This is a genomic window from Roseibium salinum (genome assembly GCF_026240905.1).
GTDB classification, from domain to species: Bacteria; Pseudomonadota; Alphaproteobacteria; order Rhizobiales; family Stappiaceae; genus Roseibium; species Roseibium salinum.
In genome coordinates this window covers 4,084,380-4,102,387 of sequence record NZ_JAPEVI010000003.1, presented here as the reverse complement: position 1 = coordinate 4,102,387, position 18,008 = coordinate 4,084,380, and the positions used below count along the sequence as shown (strand labels likewise).

The window sequence follows — 18,008 nt, the reverse complement described above, 5'->3', positions numbered from 1 at the left end:
CGCGGGTTGATCTAGAGCAGGATCGGATCAGGATCAATGGCAAGAAAAAAGCAACAAAGCAGCGGCGCACCGGAATGGCTGGTCACATTCGCGGATCTGATGTCGCTGCTCGTCTGCTTCTTCGTCCTGATCATTTCCTTCTCCATTCAGGATAAGGAAAAGCTGCAGGTGGTCGCCGGCTCCATGCGCGAAGCCTTCGGCGTCAAGGACAGTTCCCGCAAGACCGGTATCATCGAGGTCGAGGGCATTCCCATCCGCGACTATGTGAAGGATATCAGTCAGGTCGAGCAGGAGGTGGATTCCGACTTCGCCCAGGAGCCCCATGAAAAGCGGCGCAAGCAGGGGCCGGAAGCCAATACCCATGACACGCTGGAAGCCGAGATCGAAAGACCGCGGCAATTTGCGACGGCCGCCGCTTCCCTCCGTCAGGCCTGGCAGGAAATGCCCGAGATAACGGAGATTTCCAACAATATCATCCTCGAGGAATCCGAGGAGGGACTGAACATCATGCTGGTCGACCAGGACGGCCGCTCGATGTTTCGCGAGGGTTCAAAATATCCATATGAAACCACCCGCCGCCTGATTGCCAAAATGGCCCCCGTGCTGGCGCAAATGCCCAACCGGATCGAAATCACGGGCCACACGACAGCCGGCCAGCCGACCACCGACCCGGCCTATACCGGCTGGGACCTGTCGAGCGAACGCGCCAACATGGCGCGTCAGATCCTTGCCGAATACGGCGTTCCGGACCATCAGGTCTACGCGGTGGTCGGCAAGTCGGATACCGAACCGCTGTTTCCCAACGATCCTTACCTTGCCGCCAACCGGCGGGTGGGCATTCTGCTCAGGGCCGAGGAACCGCCGATACCGCCCGGCCACAAGCCGTAGGGTATGGCCCCATATAATTGAATGCACTGGTCTCTCTGGAGCGGGATCAGCGCGCGTGAAGCGTCTGTTTCGCGGATGCGGGGGCAACGACCAGCCTGGCACCCTCGACGGCTTCCACCCGCACCTTCGTTCCTGCCGGAAGGTCAGGACCGGTAATGCGCCATATCGTATCGTCGACGGAGAGATTGCCCGCGCCCTCCCGAAGCGGCGTTGTCAGCGTGAACTCCCGGCCGACATAGCGGCTGCCACGCTGATTGAGCCCCGGGTCTCCTTTTTCGGAGACAAGCTGTCGCATCAGGCGGCGGCCGATCAGCAGACTGACCACCGACAGCAGCACGAACAGGCTGACATCCACCTGCCAGCTGAAATCGAAGACCAGGGCTATCAGGCCGACGGCCAGCGCCGACAGGCCGAACCACAGGAAGATCGTGCCCGGCGCCAGGATCTCCAGCCCCAGCAGAAAGAGCCCGAGGACGAACCAGCTCCAGGGTCCAAGGGCACGAATGGTACTCTCGATCACTGGTTGTCTCCATCCAATCGGCCCGTGTTGGGGATGCCGGACGCCGGCCGGCTGCCATTCTCCCCGAAGGCTTCCTTGGCAATCGCTCCGATGCCCGTTAGCGCGCCCAACAGGCCGGTTGCCTCCATCGGCAGGATAAGGGTTTTCTGGTTGCGCGATGTCGCCAGTTCCTTGAAGGCGTCGACATATTTGGTGGCGACGAAATAGTTGATCGCCTGAACGTTCCCTGACGCGATGGCCTCGCTGACCATGCGCGTCGCATTGGCTTCGGCTTCCGCTTCACGCTCGCGCGCTTCCGCGTCGCGGAACGCGGATTCCCGGCGGCCTTCGGCTTCCAGGATCAGCGACTGCTTCTGACCTTCCGCCTTCAGAATTTCCGACTGCCGTTTTCCCTCCGCTTCCAGGATGAAAGCGCGTTTCTCGCGTTCCGCCTTCATCTGCCGGCCCATGGCATCCACCAAGTCCCGCGGAGGGTTGATGTCCTTGATCTCAATACGGGTGATCTTGATTCCCCATGGCTCCGCAGCCGCATCGACGACACGCAGGATCTGGGCGTTGATCTCGTCGCGGTTGGACAGAAGACTGTCAAGGTCCATCGACCCCATGACCGAACGGATATTGGTCATGGTCAGGTTCAGGATCGCGTTCTGCAGGCCGAGCACTTCATAGGCCGCGCGCGCAGCATCCAGAACCTGATAGAAGGTCACGCCATCCGCACTCACCGACGCGTTGTCCCGCGTGATCACTTCCTGGGTAGGTACGTCGAGTACCTGTTCCATCATGTTCAGCTTGTGACCGACGCGGTCGATGAACGGCACGATGAAATTCAGGCCCGGCGTCAGGGTTCTTCGGTATTTTCCGAACCGCTCGATAGTGAAGTTGTAGCCTTGTGGCACTGTCTTTACCCCGGCGAAAAACACCAGGATGACCAGCACCAGCAGGCCGATCAAGAATACGTCAAAACCATCGACTGGCATGAATTCCCCCCGAGAATCTCAAGAATAGCGGCGTCACTATGCTCTGTTTCCACCCTCTGTTCCAGCCTATTCGACGGTGGTTACAGTCTCGAGAAGAACACGACCGAATTTGATGGGGACTGCGCATGGATCTACCCGCCGCACCCCGAAAGGACGCGGCCAGAGCGCGGAAGAAATTGAGATGAAACGGCAAAACAAGGTGCGCTTGAGAGTTGCATTTCATGTGTTGACGAACGGGCTCGCCCGGCGCGGGAGGGCGCAATGGCGCGACTGATTGAAACCTGCTTCAGTCCCGCGCCTCTCAGGCCCGAGCAGCGGCCCGCGTCAGATCAAATCCATCCGCCCAGTTCCCGCCGGACGACATGCGCGATGACATCCATGCCGAGATCGCTGTCGTTCAGGCAGGGAATGTGCGTGAAGTTCTCGCCGCCGTTTTCCTCAAAGATCTCTCCGGCTTCCCCGGCGATTTCCTCCAGCGTTTCGAGGCAGTCCGCCACGAAGCCGGGGTTCATGACGGCGATGTTCTTCACCCCGTCCCTGGCGAGCTTTTCCACGGTCTTGTCGGTGTAGGGCTGCAGCCATTCTTCCGGTCCGAAACGGGACTGGAACGTCACCCGCAATCTGTTTTCGTCCCAGCCGAGCACCTTCCTAAGCAGCCTGGTCGTTTTCATGCAATGGCAATGATAGGGATCGCCCTTGCGGAAATAGGACTGCGGAATGCCGTGGTAGGAGGTCAGGACCACCTCGGGATCGAAGTCGAGGCCCGCCAGATGCCGTTCGACCGACTTCGCCAGCGCCTCCACGTAGACCGGGTCGTCATGATAGGGCGGCACCGTGCGGATGGCAGGCTGCCAGCGCATTTTGAGCAGCGTCCTGCAGACCACGTCGTTGACCGTTGCCGTGGTCGTTGCCGAGTATTGCGGGTAGAGCGGGAACACCAGAATGCGGTCGCAGCCGTCTTCCTTCAGTGCCTTCAGCTTATCCGGTATGGACGGCTGGCCGTAACGCATTGCCCAGTCGACCTTCACACGGCTGCCGGGGTCGCCGAGCATTTCGGCAAGCTTTTCCGACTGGCTGCGGGTAATTGTCCTGAGCGGCGACTCGCTTTTCTCGTGGTTCCAGATTTCCTCATAGGCCTTGCCGGACTTTCCCGGGCGCGTCATCAGGACGATGCCGTAAAGGATCGGATACCAGATCGCGCGCGGCCATTCGATCACGCGCTTGTCGGACAGGAACTCCCTGAGATACCGGCGCATCGGCCAGTAGTCGGTGGCGTCCGGCGTCCCAAGGTTGACCAGAAGCACACCGACATTGCCGCTTTTGACGGACGGATGACCGTCCGGCAACTGCAATCGGCTGAACTCCACGGCCTGGTCGCCGCGCGGGGTTTCGGTGGGTTGAACGGTCATGGGCGGGGGCTATTCCTGAAAGACGTGTTGTGCTGACGCCATACATAGGGCGTTTCGCCGTCAAAATGAACCATTCGACCGCAGCCACTGCGAAATGTCGCATACGCTCGGGAATTCCCGCTGGTCGCCAGTGCCCGTTACCCGTAATCCCTTTCATCGGCGATTACCTTGCCGTCATTGGGCAGCCCGCCGGCGGGCACCAGTTCGACATCGCCCTTGAGCCGCGTCACGTCCCTCAACGTGGCCGCGATCCGCTCGGCAAGGCCGTTTCCGGTGGCGCTGGTTTCGACCGAAAGCGTCATGGCATCCCTCTCCCCGTCGCGGGTCACCGCGAGGCGGGCCTTTTTCACCTCGGGATGCGCGGCCACGACCTGCGCGATCTGCGAGGGGTCCACGAACATGCCTTTCACCTTGGTGCGCTGGTCGGCACGGCCCATCCAGCCGGCAAGCCGCATATTGGTGCGCCCGCAGGGAGACTGTCCCGGCACGATTTTCGAAAGATCTCCGGTCGCGAAGCGGATCATCGGGTAAAGGCTGTTGAAATTGGTGACCACCAGTTCGCCCACCTCGCCTTCCGCAACAGGCTCGCCGGTGCCGGGCCGGACGATCTCGACGATATAATCCTCGTTGACGACCATGCCGTCCCGGGCTTCTGTTTCATAGGCGATCACGCCGAGATCCGCGGTCGCATAACACTGGCCGACCTGAATACCCCGCGACTCGTATTCCTGACGCAATGACGGGAACAGCGCCCCGCCCGAGACGAGGGCCTTCCGGATGGAGGACATGTCCCGGCCCTGGTCCCGGCCACGGTCCAAGAGGATCTTGAGATAGTCCGGCGTGCCGACGAAACCCGTGGGTTTCAGGATCTCGACGGCTTCCACCTGCGTATCCGTATTGCCGGTTCCGGCCGGGAAGACGGTGCATCCCAGTGAAATGGCCCCCTGGTCGAGAATGAAACCGCCGGGCGTCAGGTGGTAGGAGAAAACGTTGAACACCAGATCGCCCTTGCGGAAGCCGGCGGCATAAAGCCCCCGGGCGCTGCTCCACGGGTCAAGGCCGGGCGCCTGGGGTTCCCAGATCGGACCCGGCGACATGAAGACCCGCGCCGCGCCCGCAAGTTCCCCGGCCAGAAAACCGCCGAAGGGCGGGGTCTGCTTCTGCTTTTCCTGCAGCTCGAACTTTCTCAGGACCGGCAGCCGCGCCAGGGCGGCCCTGTCCTTGACGGCGCCAAGGTCGTGCCCGGTCAGATGGGCGGCCCAGCCCGGCGACCTGGCCGCGGCATGCTCCAGCAGCGCCGGCAATCTGGCAAAAAGATCCTGTTCACGCTGAGCGGGATCCTGCCGCTCGCGCGCATCAAACTGATTGTCGCTCATGGTCGTCTCTCCGCCATGGATCAACCCGCACTCAGGTGATTTCACCTGACGGCACAAAAGTTGATCGCCTTGAAAATGATAGAGCACCTCGTCCACGTCCGGCCGGACGCTGGTTGCTCTACAGGCCCGAAATATCAGGCCAGCCAGCGCTTCCTTCGCTTGTAGTGTTTGACGTTCCGGAACGAACGGCGGCCCTCGCCGCCCACGCCCAGATAGAATTCCTTCACATCCTCGTTCTCCCGGAGCGCCTTGGCTTCGCCGTCGAGGACGATACGCCCGGATTCCAGGATGTAGCCGTAGGTCGCGTATTTCAGCGCCACGTTCGTGTTCTGCTCCGCCAGCAGGAAGGACACGCCCTCGTTTTGATTGAGCTTGCGGACGATCTCGAAAATCTCTTCCACCAGCTGCGGCGCAAGTCCCATGCTGGGTTCGTCCAGCAGGATCATTTTCGGCCGGCTCATGAGCGCGCGTCCGATCGCACACATCTGCTGCTCGCCGCCGGATGTATAGCCCGCCTGGCTCTGCCGCCGCTCGCGCAGGCGCGGGAAATACTCGTAGACCAGTTCCAGGTCCGCCTTCACCGCGCTGTACCCGTCCTTGCGGGTGTAGGCGCCGGTGAGCAAATTCTCTTCGATGGAAAGGTGTCCGAAGCAGTGCCTACCTTCCATCACCTGGATGCAGCCCCTGCGCACCAGATCATTGGGCGAGAGCGCCTGCACCTCTTCCCCTTCAAATATGATCTTTCCCTTCGTGACCTCGCCGCGTTCCGCGCCGAGCAGGTTGGAGACCGCCTTCAGCGTCGTCGTCTTGCCCGCACCGTTCGCGCCCAATAGGGCGACGATCCCGCCTTTCGGCACCGTCAGCGATACGCCTTTCAGCACCAGAATGACGTGGTCGTAGATGACCTCGATGTTGTTCACCGACAGGATCTCTTCGGCAGGCTCCGCCGCGCTTTGCGAACCGGGCTGTTCCATATCCAGTAATGCCATTCCATCCTCTCCTGAGAGGCTCCGCCGCACATCGCGGCGCGGCGGAGCGGTCTGCCTTAGTTCGGGCAGGGTTCGGTGCGCTCGGGCCAGGGAGCGTTCTTTTCCGCATATTCCTTGGCCGCGGCTTCCAGCAGCGGGCGAACAACGTCGGTCATCGGCTCGATCCAGCCGGACGCCTGCTGCCATTCCTGGCCGTCCCATTCCTGGATGAACACCGGGTGACCGCCGGCATGGTCTTCGCACGTGACCTTCATCGGGTGCGCGAAGCCTTCAAGGCCCAGTTCCTTCAGGCGGGCTTCGTCGAGGTTCAGGGCCTCCAGGCCGAGACGCATGTCTTCACCCGTGATGGCTTTCTTGCCGGTCAGCTCCTGGGCCGTACGGATGCCCTCGGCGATGATCACCGAGTTCAGGACGCCGCGGTTGTAGAGCGTCCCGCCGATGGTTTCCGGATCGGTCGTGGACAGACCCGCGTCGATGACATGCTTCTGGATGTCATCGAGCGCCCCGAATTCGCGGCCGACACCGGAGAAGTTCAGCGCCTTGTAACCCTTGGCATCTTGTCCGCCGGCGGCTGCATCATCATCGCCCGCGGACCACCACACGCCGATGAACTTGTCCATCGGGTAGCGGATCTTGACCGCTTCCTTGATCGCGGTCGGGTTCATCGCGCCCCAGCCCCACATGACCATGTAGTCCGGACGGTCGCGGCGCACGTTCAGCCACTGGGAAGACTGGTTCTGCATCTCGGCGCCCGGCACCGGATACTGCAGCAGTTCGAAGCCGTATTTCTCCGCCAACTGCTCCAGAAGCGGGATCGGCTCGCGGCCGTAGCCGGCGTCGAGGAAGATGTAGCCGATCTTCTTGCCCTTGAGGTTTTCAAGGCCGCCTTCCTGCTCGCCGATATATTTGATCACCACCGAAGCGCCGTCCCAATAGGTGTCCGGCACGTTGAAGATCCACGGGAAGGTCGTGCCGTCCGCGGCGGCGGACAGGCCATACCCCATCGAGAGCACGGGGATCTTGTCGACGCCGGCTTTCGGGATCAGCTGCAGCGTGATGCCGGTGGAATAGGGATTGTAGACAAGGGCGCCCTTGCCCTTGGTGGCCTCGTAGCACTCGACGCCCTTCTGGGCATCGTAGCCGGTCTCGCATTCTTCAAGCGCGAGTTTGACACCACCGATACCGCCATCGCGCTCGTTCAGCATTTTGAGGTAGTCATGCATGCCGTTGGCGATGTGGATCCCGGAGCCTGCATACGGCCCGGTCCGGTAGGTCAGAAGGGGCACGTAGTTGCTGTCCTGGGCCTGGGCCGCCGGTGCCATGGCACCCGTCAACCCGATCCCGACAGCAACAGCGGTTCCCAGCGCAAGTTGCCTGATATGTTTCATGTTATTCCTCCCATGCAGCGTATGGCTCAATAACACTGCCGGACCAGTTGCGCCATTCCTCCCCGGCTTGGTCCAAGTGCCGGATGGCGGGTGAAGAGGCTGGCATCCCTAATACGGGAACGGCCAGACCCTGAGCTTCTGTTTCGCGATCTGCCACAGCCGCGCAAACCCGTGCGGCTCGGCGATCAGAAAGAAAATGATCAGCGCCCCGACGATCATGAAGGTCGCATGCTGCACCGTCTCGGCGGCCACGTTGAACCCCATGATACCCGGGATGAACTTCAGGAACACCGGCAGGATCCAGATGAAGGCGGCTCCCATGAACGCCCCTCCGAGGCTTCCGAGCCCGCCCAGGATCACCATGAACAGGATCTGGAAGGACAGGCGGATGTTAAAGGAGGACGGTTCGGCGGCGCTCAGCCAGAAGAACACCATCATGGCACCGGCCACGCCGCAGATATAGGACGAGACGGCGAAGGCCATCAGCTTGGTCCGCAGCGGGCGGATGCCCATAAGCTCGGCGGCAATGTCCATGTCGCGGATCATCATCCACGACCGGCCGAACCGGCCGCGCAGGACATTGGCCATCAGGTAGGCGATCAGCGCGGTGATGGAGAGCACGGCGAAGTAACGCGCGATCGGCGTCGCCTCCGCGCCCGTGATCACGACGCCCAGCATTTCCCTGTGCGGCACTTCGATGGCGCCGGAGGCGTTGTAATTGTAAAGCCATGGAATGCGGATGAAGCACCATTCCAGGAAGAACTGCGCCGCTAGCGTGGTGACCGCCAGGTAGAGCCCCTTGATGCGCAGGCTCGGCAGGCCGAACACGGCGCCGATGGCGGCCGAGAACACGCCCGAGACCAGCACCATAACGATGACGTTGGCATCCGGGAAGATGGAGGTCAGCTTGTAGGCCGCATAGGCTCCGACCCCCATGAACGCGCCTGTGCCGAGCGACAGCTGGCCGCAGTAGCCGGTCAGGACGTTCAGCCCGATCGCCGCCAGTGAAAACACCAGGAACGGGATCATGATGGAGGTCAGGAAGAAGTCGTTGGCAAAGGCCGGGACGAGCACGAAGGCGATCAGCAGGATGGCGATCATGCCGATCCGGTCCTGCAGGATCGGGAACAGCGCCTGATCCGACTTGTAGCTCGTCTTGAACTGGCCAGCTTCGCGATAAAACATGATTAAATCCGCTCGATGATGCGTTCGCCGAAGAGGCCTTGCGGCCGGAACAGAAGGAAGACCAGGGCAATGATGTAGGCGAGCCAGGACTCTATGCCGCCACCGACAAGGCCGCCCCAGTAAAGCTCGCCGATCTTTTCGCCGAAGCCGATGATGAGGCCGCCGACGATCGCCCCGGGGATGGAGGTGAAGCCGCCGAGGATCAGCACCGGAAGAGCCTTGAAGGCGACGATTTCCAGCGCGAAGGACACGTCGGACCGCGCACCCCACATGATGCCGGTCGCCAGCGCCACCAGACCGGCGGCGAACCACACGATCGCCCAGATCTGGTTGAGCGAGATCCCGACGGAGAGCGCCGCCTGATGGTCGTCGGCCACGGCCCTGAGGGCCCGGCCGATGCGGGTCTTGTTGAAGAAGATCCCGAGCGCCGTCACCATGATCACCGCAATCACCGCCGCGGCGATATCGATATGCTGCAGGATGACCAGGCCGCGCTCGCCCATTTCGAACGCCGTCGAACCGGTAGGCAGGCCCAGTTCCTCGGTGATCATCCTCTTGGGCTCGCCGCCGAAGACGAACTCGCCGAAGCCGACGAGGAAATAGGTGAGCCCGATGGTCGCCATCAGGAGAATGATGTCCGGCTGGTTGACCAGCGGCCGCATGACCACCCGCTCGACCCCGTAGGCGAGCACGCCCATGACGGCGATGGTCAGGATCAGCGCCAGGAAGGCCGGCACGCCGTTCTCGTGAAGCCCGACCAGCGTCAGTGCGGCGAACACCACCATGATGCCCTGCGCGAAATTGAAGACGCCGGAGGCCTTGAAGATCAGCACGAAACCCAGCGCGATCAGCGCGTAGAGAATGCCGGCGACGAAGCCTTCCCACAGGACCTGCAGGAAGAAATCCGGCATCTGGTACATCTGCACGAAGGGATCGATGAATATGTCGTAGAGCATGTTCCCGCCCCTCCTAGAGCGTAAGGCGATAAATATGGACCATTTGACCGGAGCGCTTTTGTCTGCTGGCAAGGCGGGTTGCGCGCCGCGGTGTTTGTCCACCACAAGCGCAATCCAACGATGTCAGCGGGCAAAAGAGCCCGGCCCTGCGGGTGACGGAAAGCAGCCCATCGGCTGCGTTCCGCCGCTTGCACGATACACCGCATCGCGCTGCGCGACGCGCCTTGCCGAGTAGACTGCTTTCCGCCATCAAATGATCCATATTTATCGCCTTACGCTCTAATGACTCACGCCGAGATAAGCGTCGATCACGGCCTGGCTGGCCTGCACCTCCTCGGGCGGACCGTCCGCGATCTTCTTGCCGTAATCGAGCACCACCACACGGTCGGAAAGATCCATCACGACGCCCATGTCATGCTCGATCAGGGCGATGGTCGTGCCGAACTCCTGGTTCACGTCGATGATGAACCGGCTCATGTCTTCCTTTTCTTCCAGGTTCATGCCCGCCATCGGCTCGTCGAGCAGCAGCAGGTCCGGCTCCATGGCCAGCGCGCGGCCCAGTTCCACCCGCTTCTGCAGGCCGTAGGGCAAACGGCCCACCGGCGTCTTGCGGATCGCCTGGATCTCGAGGAAGTCGATGATGTCCTCGACCTTCTTGCGATGCTCGATTTCCTCGCGCTCCGCCGGGCCGCGCCACAGCAGCTGCCAGAAGAAATTGCGGTGCATCTTCAAAGACCTGCCGGACATGATGTTGTCCAGCGTGGTCATGCCCTTGAACAGGGCCACGTTCTGGAATGTGCGGGCGATGCCGCGGCTAGCCGCCTCGTAGGGTTTCATCTTCCGGCGGACCTTGCCCTGCCAGGTGATCGTCCCCTGCTGGGGATGATAGAAGCCGTTGATCACGTTGAGCATCGAGGTCTTGCCGGCACCGTTCGGGCCGATGATCGCCCGGATCTCGCCCTTGCGGATATCGAACGAAATGTCGGTGATCGCCTTCACCCCGCCGAAGGCCAGCGACACGTTGTCGACCCGCAGCAGGACCTCCCGTTCCGCGCTTTCCGGCTCCCCTGCCGGCGCAAGCGCCTTGTCGGCGACGAAAGCGTTCATTCGGCAGCCTCCTGAAAGCCGTTGGCGGTGTCGTATGTGGTCATGTCGCGGATCTCGACCGTCGCCTCGAGGATACCCTTGCGGCCGTCCTCGTAGGTGACTTCCGTGCGCACATGTTTCGAGGTCGAGCCGTCATAGAGCGCATCGATAAGCGGCGCATAGCGCTCGGCGATGAAGGACCGGCGCACCTTCTGGGTGCGGGTCAGCTCGCCGTCATCAGCGTCCAGCTCCTTGTGCAGCACCAGGAAACGCTTGATCTGCGAACCCGCCATCATCGGCTCGCGGGAAAGATCCCGGTTGACCTGGTCCACGTGGCTTTCGATCATCGCATAGACATCCGGATGAGCGGCCAGGTCCTGGTAGGAGGCGTAGTTGACATTGTTGCGCTCCGCCCAGGAACCGACGGCCGTCAGGTCGATGTTGATGAACACGGCCACCCTGTCCCGCTCGTGACCGAAGGCGACCACTTCCTTGATATTGGGGAAGAATTTCAGCTTGTTCTCGATGTATTTGGGCGCAAACAGCGACCCGTCGTTGAGCTTGCCGACGTCCTTCGCCCGGTCGATGATCTTCAGATGGCCGTTCTCGGCGATGATGCCGGCATCGCCGGTATGCACCCAGCCGTCCGGCGTCTTGGTGCTTGCGGTCGCCTCGTCGTTCTTGAAGTAGCCGACGAACACGCCCGGCGAGCGGTACATGACCTCGCCGTTCTCGGCGATCTTCAGCTCCACATCCGGCGCCGGCTTGCCGACCGTGTCGCCGTAGATCTCGCCGTCCGGCTGCAGCGTGATGTAGACGCTGGCTTCGGTCTGGCCGTAGAGCTGCTTGAGATTGAGGCCGAGCGAGCGGAAGAACTGGAAGATTTCCGGGCCGATGGCCTCCCCTGCGGTGTAGCCCACCTTCAGGCGCGTCAGCCCCATGCGGTTCTTGAGCGGGCTGTAGACGCAGAAATCGCCGACCGCGTAGAGCACGCGGTCCTTGAAAGACACCGTTTCGCCGTTGAGGATCTTCTCGCCGACCCGCCGGGCGACGTCCATGAAATAGTCGAACATCCGCCGCTTGAATTTTCCCGCGTCCTCCATGCGCACCATGATCCGCGTAAGGAGGGTCTCATAGACGCGCGGCGGCGCGAAGAAATAGGTCGGCGCGATTTCCAGCCGGTCCACGTCGATCGTGTCCATGCTTTCCGGACAGTTGACGCAATAGCCGGCGGTAAAGGCCTGCGCGAGCGAGAAGACGTGGTCGCCGATCCAGGCCATGGGCAGATAGGCAAGCACCTCCTCGGTCTCGTCCAGCTTGTCGAACGCGTTGCCGTTGCGGGCCGAGATGACGAGATTGTCGAAGGACAGCATCACGCCCTTCGGCCGGCCGGTCGTGCCGGAAGTATAAAGCATCACGGCGAGGTCGGAGCCCTTGCCCTTCGCCAGGCCCGCTTCCCAGTCCTGGGCCAGCGAGGGCGCCTTGGCGAGCTCGTCGCGTCCCTTGTCCTGGACGGACAGAAAATCGTGCAGGTGCGTGTGATCGTAGCCCCTGAGGCCGCGCGGCTCGTCATAGATGATGTTGGTCAGGCTCGGCACGTCGTCGGACATGGACAGCAGCTTGTCGACCTGCTCCTGGTCCTCCACGACCGCGAACCGCACCTCCGCATGGCCGAGGACGAAGGCCATCTCCTCGGCAACGGAATCCGCATAGACCGGCACGGGAACGGCCCCGAGCGCCTGCGCGGCGACCATGGCCCAATAGAGCCTCGGCCGGTTTGCCCCGACTATGGCAACCTTGTCCTCCGGCTTCAGGCCGAGAGATTTCAGTCCGATGGAAAACGCGCGTGTTTCTTCGAGCACCTCGGACCAGGTCCAGCTCTGCCAGATCCCGAAGTCCTTTTCCCGGAACGCCGTCCGGTCCCCGAAAACCTCAGCATTGCGCAAGAGGATCTTCGGAAAGGTGTCCTCCCCGCGCGGCGAAGCGCTGGCCGACCCTACCATGTATCGTTTCTTCCCCTCGGAGCATCTTGAGTTCGGCTGAACGCAAAAAAGATGCTCCATCTTTTCTTATGCGATCAACTTTTCCGCTTTCATGTGAGCCCACATGAAAGCGGGTTGATCTTGTGCATCCCGCGTTCGGCTGAACGCAAAAAAGATGCTCCATCTCTTCTTATGCGATCAATCTGTCCGATTCCGCGTGAACCACATGAAACCGGCTGATCCTGAAGGCGCCCCATTGTTCGGGGTCGTATCCCTACCGGTCATGAAACTACCTGCTGCCCGAACCTTCAACCGCTAATTTATTAAAGGCGAACAGGCAGAATGTCCCCGGCCCGATAAAAGCAGCCTAGAGCCCCCGATTTGCACCAGTATGTTCCAAACATGACGAATTGTTTCAATCGCGCTGCAGGTGCGAAAGGGGCGAGCGGCGGGGAGCGCGTGAAGGGGTGTTCCTGCAGCAATTGCGGTAAAGATAAGTGCGGGTCGCGCGCGCACTGAGCAGTTGCTGCCCTTCAACGCCGACGAGCGGAACACAAACCGTCATTCGCTCATCGGGACGAATTTTGCTAGCGTGGCTATCCACGACGGAAGCTTTGGGTGCCTCCGCCGGAACTTCATGACGCAGACGGAATAACACCAGCGGCCCTGGACAATGGAATCGATACTCTATGCAGTTGGTGATGTGCACGGACGAGCGGATCTGCTTGATCAGCTGCACGGACACATTCGCAGTCACCACGAAGTGCAGCATCCCAATCGTCCTGGCGAGATCGTCTATCTCGGCGACTACATCGATCGCGGCGCCGACAGCGTGGGTGTCATCGACCGGCTTATGTCCGGAATGGACGGATTCCAGACGACTTGCCTGATGGGCAACCACGAAGCGATGCTGCTGGAATGCCTGGCGACGGACGATCGGCGGGTGTGGTCCACATGGCTGGCCAACGGCGGCGACGTCACGGTTGCCTCTCTCGGACTATCCTTGCGTTTCGGCCGGCCCGACCCGGAAAAGCTCAGAGCAGCCCTGGGAGCTGAAAGAGTTTCATGGCTCAAGGCACTCCCCTATCACCGCCAGGTCGAGCCGTATCTGTTCGTCCATGCGGGAATAGCGCCCGGGGTGCCGCTCGAGCAGCAATATCCCGAGGACCTTCTATGGATCAGGTCGCGCTTCCTGGAGAGCGATGCCGACCATGGCTATCTCGTCGTGCATGGACACACGCCGGGAGTCGAGCCGGTTGTCAGACAAAACCGGATTTGCGTCGATACGGGAGCGACATTCAGCGGCGTGTTGACCGCCGCCGTCCTGGACGGCAAGAGCCCGCCCTTGTTCCTTCGCGCAGTAGGACGTCCGGGTTGGCCAGGCCGATAATGACCGGAATTCATGCGCTATTGTCGTTGGCGCCACACCAATGCGTTGATCGGCGCGCTGGACGCCGTCCCGCACCTTTCACTTCGTGTTGCCGGCGGCGTTCTTGAGGCGGACCGTGATGATCTGGGGTTGTCTTCGGCCCGCCCGACATCGACCATGCCCGAGGCTTTCACCAGGTCGCTCAATCTGGGGAAGCCGTAGTTGCGTGCATCAAAATCGGGAGCCTGTTTGGCCAGGTGCCCGCCCACCCGGGACAGGTGGGCCCAGCCGTCTTCGTCGGCGGTGGCATTGACCGCCTTGGTCAGCATGGCCCGCCCCGCCTTATCAAGCCCCGCCTTCTTCTTGGCCGGCCTGGCAGCCTCCGTATTTGCATCGGCAGGTTTGGTCCGCGCAACACCCGGTGCTTCGTCAGCCTCTTCAGAAGGCGCGTTGAGAACGTCGAAATAGACGAACTTGTCGCAAGCGGTGATGAACGGACGAGGGGTCTTGCGCTCGCCGAACCCGTAGACCGTAACCCCCTGTTCGCGGATGCGGGACGCCAGGCGGGCGAAATCGCTGTCGCTGGAGACAATGCAGAAGCCCGAAAAGCGACCGGTGTAAAGCAGATCCATCGCATCGATGATCATCGCACCATCGGTGGCGTTCTTGCCCGTTGTATAGGCGAACTGCTGCACCGGCTGAATGGAGTGCTCAAGCAGGCATTGCTTCCAGCCCCTGAGATTGGGACCGGTCCAGTCGCCATAGATGCGTTTGACGCTGGCCGTGCCGTAATTGGCGATTTCGGCCATGAGGCCGACGACGATCTTTGGCGAAGCGTTGTCGGCATCGATCAACAACGCCAGTGTTCCGGAAACATCGAGTGCCATTTTTTCCTCCCGGTTGCGGGACAGAGACTTGAGTACGGGCCTGGGGCCCGTACCCTACACGGCGCCACGCCTGTCGCAACGTCGAATGTTGGTCAATACAGACCGGTTGCCGCACCCATCGGGGAAGAGAGCGCACAGCCAACTCCCCCTCACATAACCGTTTCATCCCGCTGCCGTTTTGCTCTAATCTCTCCGTCATGGAGGAACAACTGAAGGCGCAGCTTGATCTGATGCAGGCGGCGCTCGATCACATCAATCAGGGGTTTTCGGTCTTTGACGCGAACCTGACGCTGGTGGCCTGGAATCGCGGGCTTTGGGAGATGCTCGACTTTCCGCAGGAACTGGCGCGGCGGGGCACGCATCTGGAGGCGTTCCTGCGCGTCAATGCCGAGCGCGGCGAATACGGCCCCGGGGATATCGAAGGCAAGATCCAGCGGCGCCTGGAACGGGCGAAGCTGTTCGAGCCGCACTATTTCGAGCGCATCCGCCCCAATGGACAGGTGATCGCCGTCAGCGGCACACCGCTGCCCCAGGGCGGCTTCGTCACCACCTATTCCGACGTGACGGAGGACCGGCGGCGCCAGGAGAAGCTGGAGCGCACCGTGGAGGAGCGCACCCGCGCCCTGCAGCAGAGCGAGGACTGGCTGCGGCTGGTGACCGACAATATCCCGGCCCTGATCGCTTATCTCGCCCCGGGCCCCGTCTTCCGGTTCGCCAACCGGCGCTACGCCGACTGGTTCGGCCATTCGGTGGCATCGGTCGCCGGCCGGCCGGCGCCGGAAGTGGTCGGCGAGGAGCTGTTCAAGGAGCTTGAGCCGCATATTGCCCATGCCTTCGAGGGCAATGCGGTGAGCTATGAATACCGGCGCAAACGCTCGGACGGCAGCACCGCCTATATGCGCTCCACCCTGATCCCGGACATGACCGCGGACGGGCGCACGCTCGGCATTTTCGTTCTTTCCCTCGACGCCACGGACCAGAAGCACGCAGAAGCCGCCCTGGTCCAGTCGCAGCGCATGGATGCGGTCGGCAAGCTGACCGGCGGCCTCGCCCACGATTTCAACAACCTGCTCGCCATCCTGATGGGCAATCTCCTGAGCCTCAGCCGCCTGGAACAGCCGCTGGACCGGAACGCGCTCGACAGGAAACTCTCGCCCATGCTGGAGGCGACCAAGCGCGGCTCCGACCTGATCCAGCGTCTTCTCGCCTTCAGCCGCGGCAAGGCCATCGACCCCCAGACCGTGCCCCTTGCCAAGGTGATCGCCAGTGCCGGGCGTTTGCTGGAGGGCTCCCTGCCGCCAGTCATCACGCTGGAAACGGTGATCGAGGATGACGCCATCGCCGCGCGCATCGACCCCACCCAGATGGAAACCGCCCTGATCAACCTCGCCTTCAACGCCCGCGACGCCATGCCGGAGGGCGGCACGCTGCGCATCCTCCTGTCCGAGACGCTGCTGGACAGGCGGGAGGCGGACGAAATCGGCCTGCCGCCGGGCCGCTATGCCTGCATCGCGGTGGAGGACACGGGCACCGGCATGGATCCGGAGACCCGGCTCAGGGTGTTCGAGCCGTTTTTCACCACCAAGACCTTCGGCACGGGCAGCGGCCTCGGCCTTTCCATGGTCTACGGATTCATCCACCAGTCCGGCGGCACGATTAAGCTGAAGAGTGAACTGGGCAAGGGCACGGGCCTCGTGCTTTATCTTCCCCTCGTCGTGTTGCAGGCCAGTGCTGCCGGCGACGACGCCCGGCTCGAGCGCCCGGCGCTCAAACGCGGACAGGGGGAGCTGTTGTTGCTCGTGGAGGACGACCCGGACGTCGCCAGCACGGTGACCGACCAGTTGCAGACGCTCGGCTATTCCGTTCTGTGCGCCGAGAACGCGGAGGATGCGCGCAACCTGGCTTTCGACCTGCCGGAGCTGCGCGGGGTCCTCAGCGACATCATCATGCCCGGCCAGACCAACGGCCTGGCGCTCGCCCGTGAAATCCGCCGGAAACGGAACGATCTCGGCATCGCGCTCATGACCGGCTACGCCGACTGGTCGGCACTCGCCGGGCAGGATGCCCAGTGCGAATTCCCGGTGCTGGCAAAGCCTTTCGCCGACGATCAGCTTGCAGACACCCTGCAGCAGATCCTTTCATCGAAGACATAGGAAAGCCCCTTGCAGACACGCTCCGCACCGGCAGCAAAACGAACGGTCTTCATCGTCGACGATGAACCGGCCATCGGAAATCTGCTGCTGGACGCCATGGTCCAGTTCGACATGGAAGGCCGGGTCTTTTCGACCGCGTCGCAGATGCTGGCCGCGCTCAAGAACGAGACGCCGGATGCCTGTATCGTCGATCTGGGACTGCCGGACATGGAAGGCATGGCGCTCATCAACGAAATCCGCCGCCGGTCTTTCGTGCCGATCATCGTTCTCTCCGCCCGCGGCCATTCCAGCGACCGTGTGATGGGCCTGGAGCTCGGCGCCGATGATTACGTGGTCAAGCCGTTCGACCCGCGCGAAGTCGTTGCGCGCATCCGCTCGATCCTGCGCCGCTCCTCCGACCTCATCCAGTCCTCCGCCGGCGAGGAACGGGCGCGCTTCGAAGGCTGGATCTATCAGCCTTCCTCGCACTGCCTGACGTCGCCCGAGGGCGAGGAAACCTTCCTCTCCACCGGCGAGGCGACCCTTCTGGAAGCCCTGCTGCGCGCGCCCAAGCGGGTCCTGACGCGCGACTATCTGCTGGAACACGGCGGCCGGGACGAAAGCCTGGACCGGTCCATCGACGTGCGTATCTCCCGCATCCGCAAGAAACTCAACCGCAAGAACGAACCGGCGCATATCCGCACGATCTACGGTTCGGGCTACATGCTGACCTGCGACGTGAAGTGGGGGTGAGCCGCGTTCGGATACGCCCGAACCAGTCCCGATGCTCGCAGAGATGAACGCTTTCCGTCTTGCCCGCCCTGGGCAGCCGATTGGCGCGGATATTCAGCCGTGTTTCACATT

General features: G+C 62.1%; 16 protein-coding genes. 4 read left to right on the top strand and 12 right to left on the bottom strand.

The window, feature by feature from the left end; genetic code table 11:
• The first annotated feature begins 36 nt into the window (after positions 1-36).
• Entirely contained in the window at positions 37-888 is an 852-nt protein-coding gene (locus tag ON753_RS23630) for an OmpA/MotB family protein (protein WP_265966118.1), read from the top strand.
• Positions 889-934: 46 nt separating this feature from the next.
• On the opposite strand, the gene ON753_RS23625 is transcribed toward ON753_RS23630, so the two are convergent.
• The 11 genes from ON753_RS23625 to ON753_RS23575 all read right to left on the bottom strand — a co-directional run bounded on the left by ON753_RS23625 (position 935) and on the right by ON753_RS23575 (position 13,528).
• On the bottom strand, positions 935-1,408 hold the full coding sequence (locus ON753_RS23625; protein ID WP_265966116.1) for an NfeD family protein: 474 nt from the start codon (positions 1,406-1,408) through the stop codon (positions 935-937).
• A complete protein-coding gene (locus tag ON753_RS23620) occupies positions 1,405-2,385 on the bottom strand; it encodes an SPFH domain-containing protein (protein ID WP_265966115.1) in 981 nt (326 codons plus the stop codon). The genes ON753_RS23625 and ON753_RS23620 overlap by 4 nt, the downstream gene beginning before the upstream one ends.
• A gap of 329 nt (positions 2,386-2,714) precedes the next feature.
• Positions 2,715-3,794 carry a ferrochelatase gene (gene hemH, locus ON753_RS23615; protein ID WP_265966113.1) on the bottom strand — a complete coding sequence of 360 codons (1,080 nt, stop codon included), beginning with the start codon at positions 3,792-3,794 and terminating at the stop codon, positions 2,715-2,717.
• A gap of 137 nt (positions 3,795-3,931) precedes the next feature.
• Entirely contained in the window at positions 3,932-5,170 is a 1,239-nt protein-coding gene (locus ON753_RS23610) for a phenylacetate--CoA ligase family protein (RefSeq protein WP_265966111.1), read from the bottom strand.
• Positions 5,171-5,304: 134 nt separating this feature from the next.
• Positions 5,305-6,159 carry an ABC transporter ATP-binding protein gene (locus tag ON753_RS23605; RefSeq protein ID WP_265966109.1) on the bottom strand — a complete coding sequence of 285 codons (855 nt, stop codon included), beginning with the start codon at positions 6,157-6,159 and terminating at the stop codon, positions 5,305-5,307.
• A gap of 56 nt (positions 6,160-6,215) precedes the next feature.
• A complete protein-coding gene (locus ON753_RS23600; protein WP_265966107.1) occupies positions 6,216-7,547 on the bottom strand; it encodes an ABC transporter substrate-binding protein in 1,332 nt (443 codons plus the stop codon).
• 108 nt (positions 7,548-7,655) lie between these two features.
• Positions 7,656-8,732, bottom strand: coding sequence for a branched-chain amino acid ABC transporter permease (locus ON753_RS23595; RefSeq protein WP_265966105.1), 1,077 nt, complete (start codon positions 8,730-8,732; stop codon positions 7,656-7,658).
• A gap of 2 nt (positions 8,733-8,734) precedes the next feature.
• On the bottom strand, positions 8,735-9,688 hold the full coding sequence (locus ON753_RS23590) for a branched-chain amino acid ABC transporter permease (RefSeq protein ID WP_265966104.1): 954 nt from the start codon (positions 9,686-9,688) through the stop codon (positions 8,735-8,737).
• Positions 9,689-9,967: 279 nt separating this feature from the next.
• On the bottom strand, positions 9,968-10,795 hold the full coding sequence (locus ON753_RS23585) for an ABC transporter ATP-binding protein (RefSeq protein ID WP_265966101.1): 828 nt from the start codon (positions 10,793-10,795) through the stop codon (positions 9,968-9,970).
• On the bottom strand, positions 10,792-12,777 hold the full coding sequence (locus ON753_RS23580) for an AMP-dependent synthetase/ligase (RefSeq protein WP_265966100.1): 1,986 nt from the start codon (positions 12,775-12,777) through the stop codon (positions 10,792-10,794). Before ON753_RS23580 ends, ON753_RS23585 begins: the two co-directional genes overlap by 4 nt.
• A 394-nt stretch (positions 12,778-13,171) precedes the next feature.
• Positions 13,172-13,528 (bottom strand): hypothetical protein, encoded by a 357-nt coding sequence (locus ON753_RS23575; protein ID WP_265967293.1) that lies wholly within the window; start codon positions 13,526-13,528, stop codon positions 13,172-13,174.
• Here ON753_RS23575 and ON753_RS23570 point away from each other — a divergent pair.
• A complete protein-coding gene (locus ON753_RS23570) occupies positions 13,430-14,146 on the top strand; it encodes a metallophosphoesterase family protein (RefSeq protein ID WP_265966098.1) in 717 nt (238 codons plus the stop codon). The genes ON753_RS23575 and ON753_RS23570 overlap by 99 nt on opposite strands.
• A gap of 17 nt (positions 14,147-14,163) precedes the next feature.
• On the opposite strand, the gene ON753_RS23565 is transcribed toward ON753_RS23570, so the two are convergent.
• Positions 14,164-15,012, bottom strand: coding sequence for an NYN domain-containing protein (locus ON753_RS23565; RefSeq protein WP_265966096.1), 849 nt, complete (start codon positions 15,010-15,012; stop codon positions 14,164-14,166).
• A gap of 197 nt (positions 15,013-15,209) precedes the next feature.
• Here ON753_RS23565 and ON753_RS23560 point away from each other — a divergent pair, with 197 nt between their 5' ends.
• Both ON753_RS23560 and ON753_RS23555 read left to right on the top strand, forming a co-directional pair.
• Positions 15,210-17,165 carry a PAS-domain containing protein gene (locus tag ON753_RS23560; protein WP_265966094.1) on the top strand — a complete coding sequence of 652 codons (1,956 nt, stop codon included), beginning with the start codon at positions 15,210-15,212 and terminating at the stop codon, positions 17,163-17,165.
• A gap of 9 nt (positions 17,166-17,174) precedes the next feature.
• Positions 17,175-17,897, top strand: a complete 723-nt coding sequence (locus ON753_RS23555) for a response regulator transcription factor (protein ID WP_265966092.1) — start codon at positions 17,175-17,177, stop codon at positions 17,895-17,897.
• The last annotated feature ends 111 nt before the right edge of the window (positions 17,898-18,008 follow it).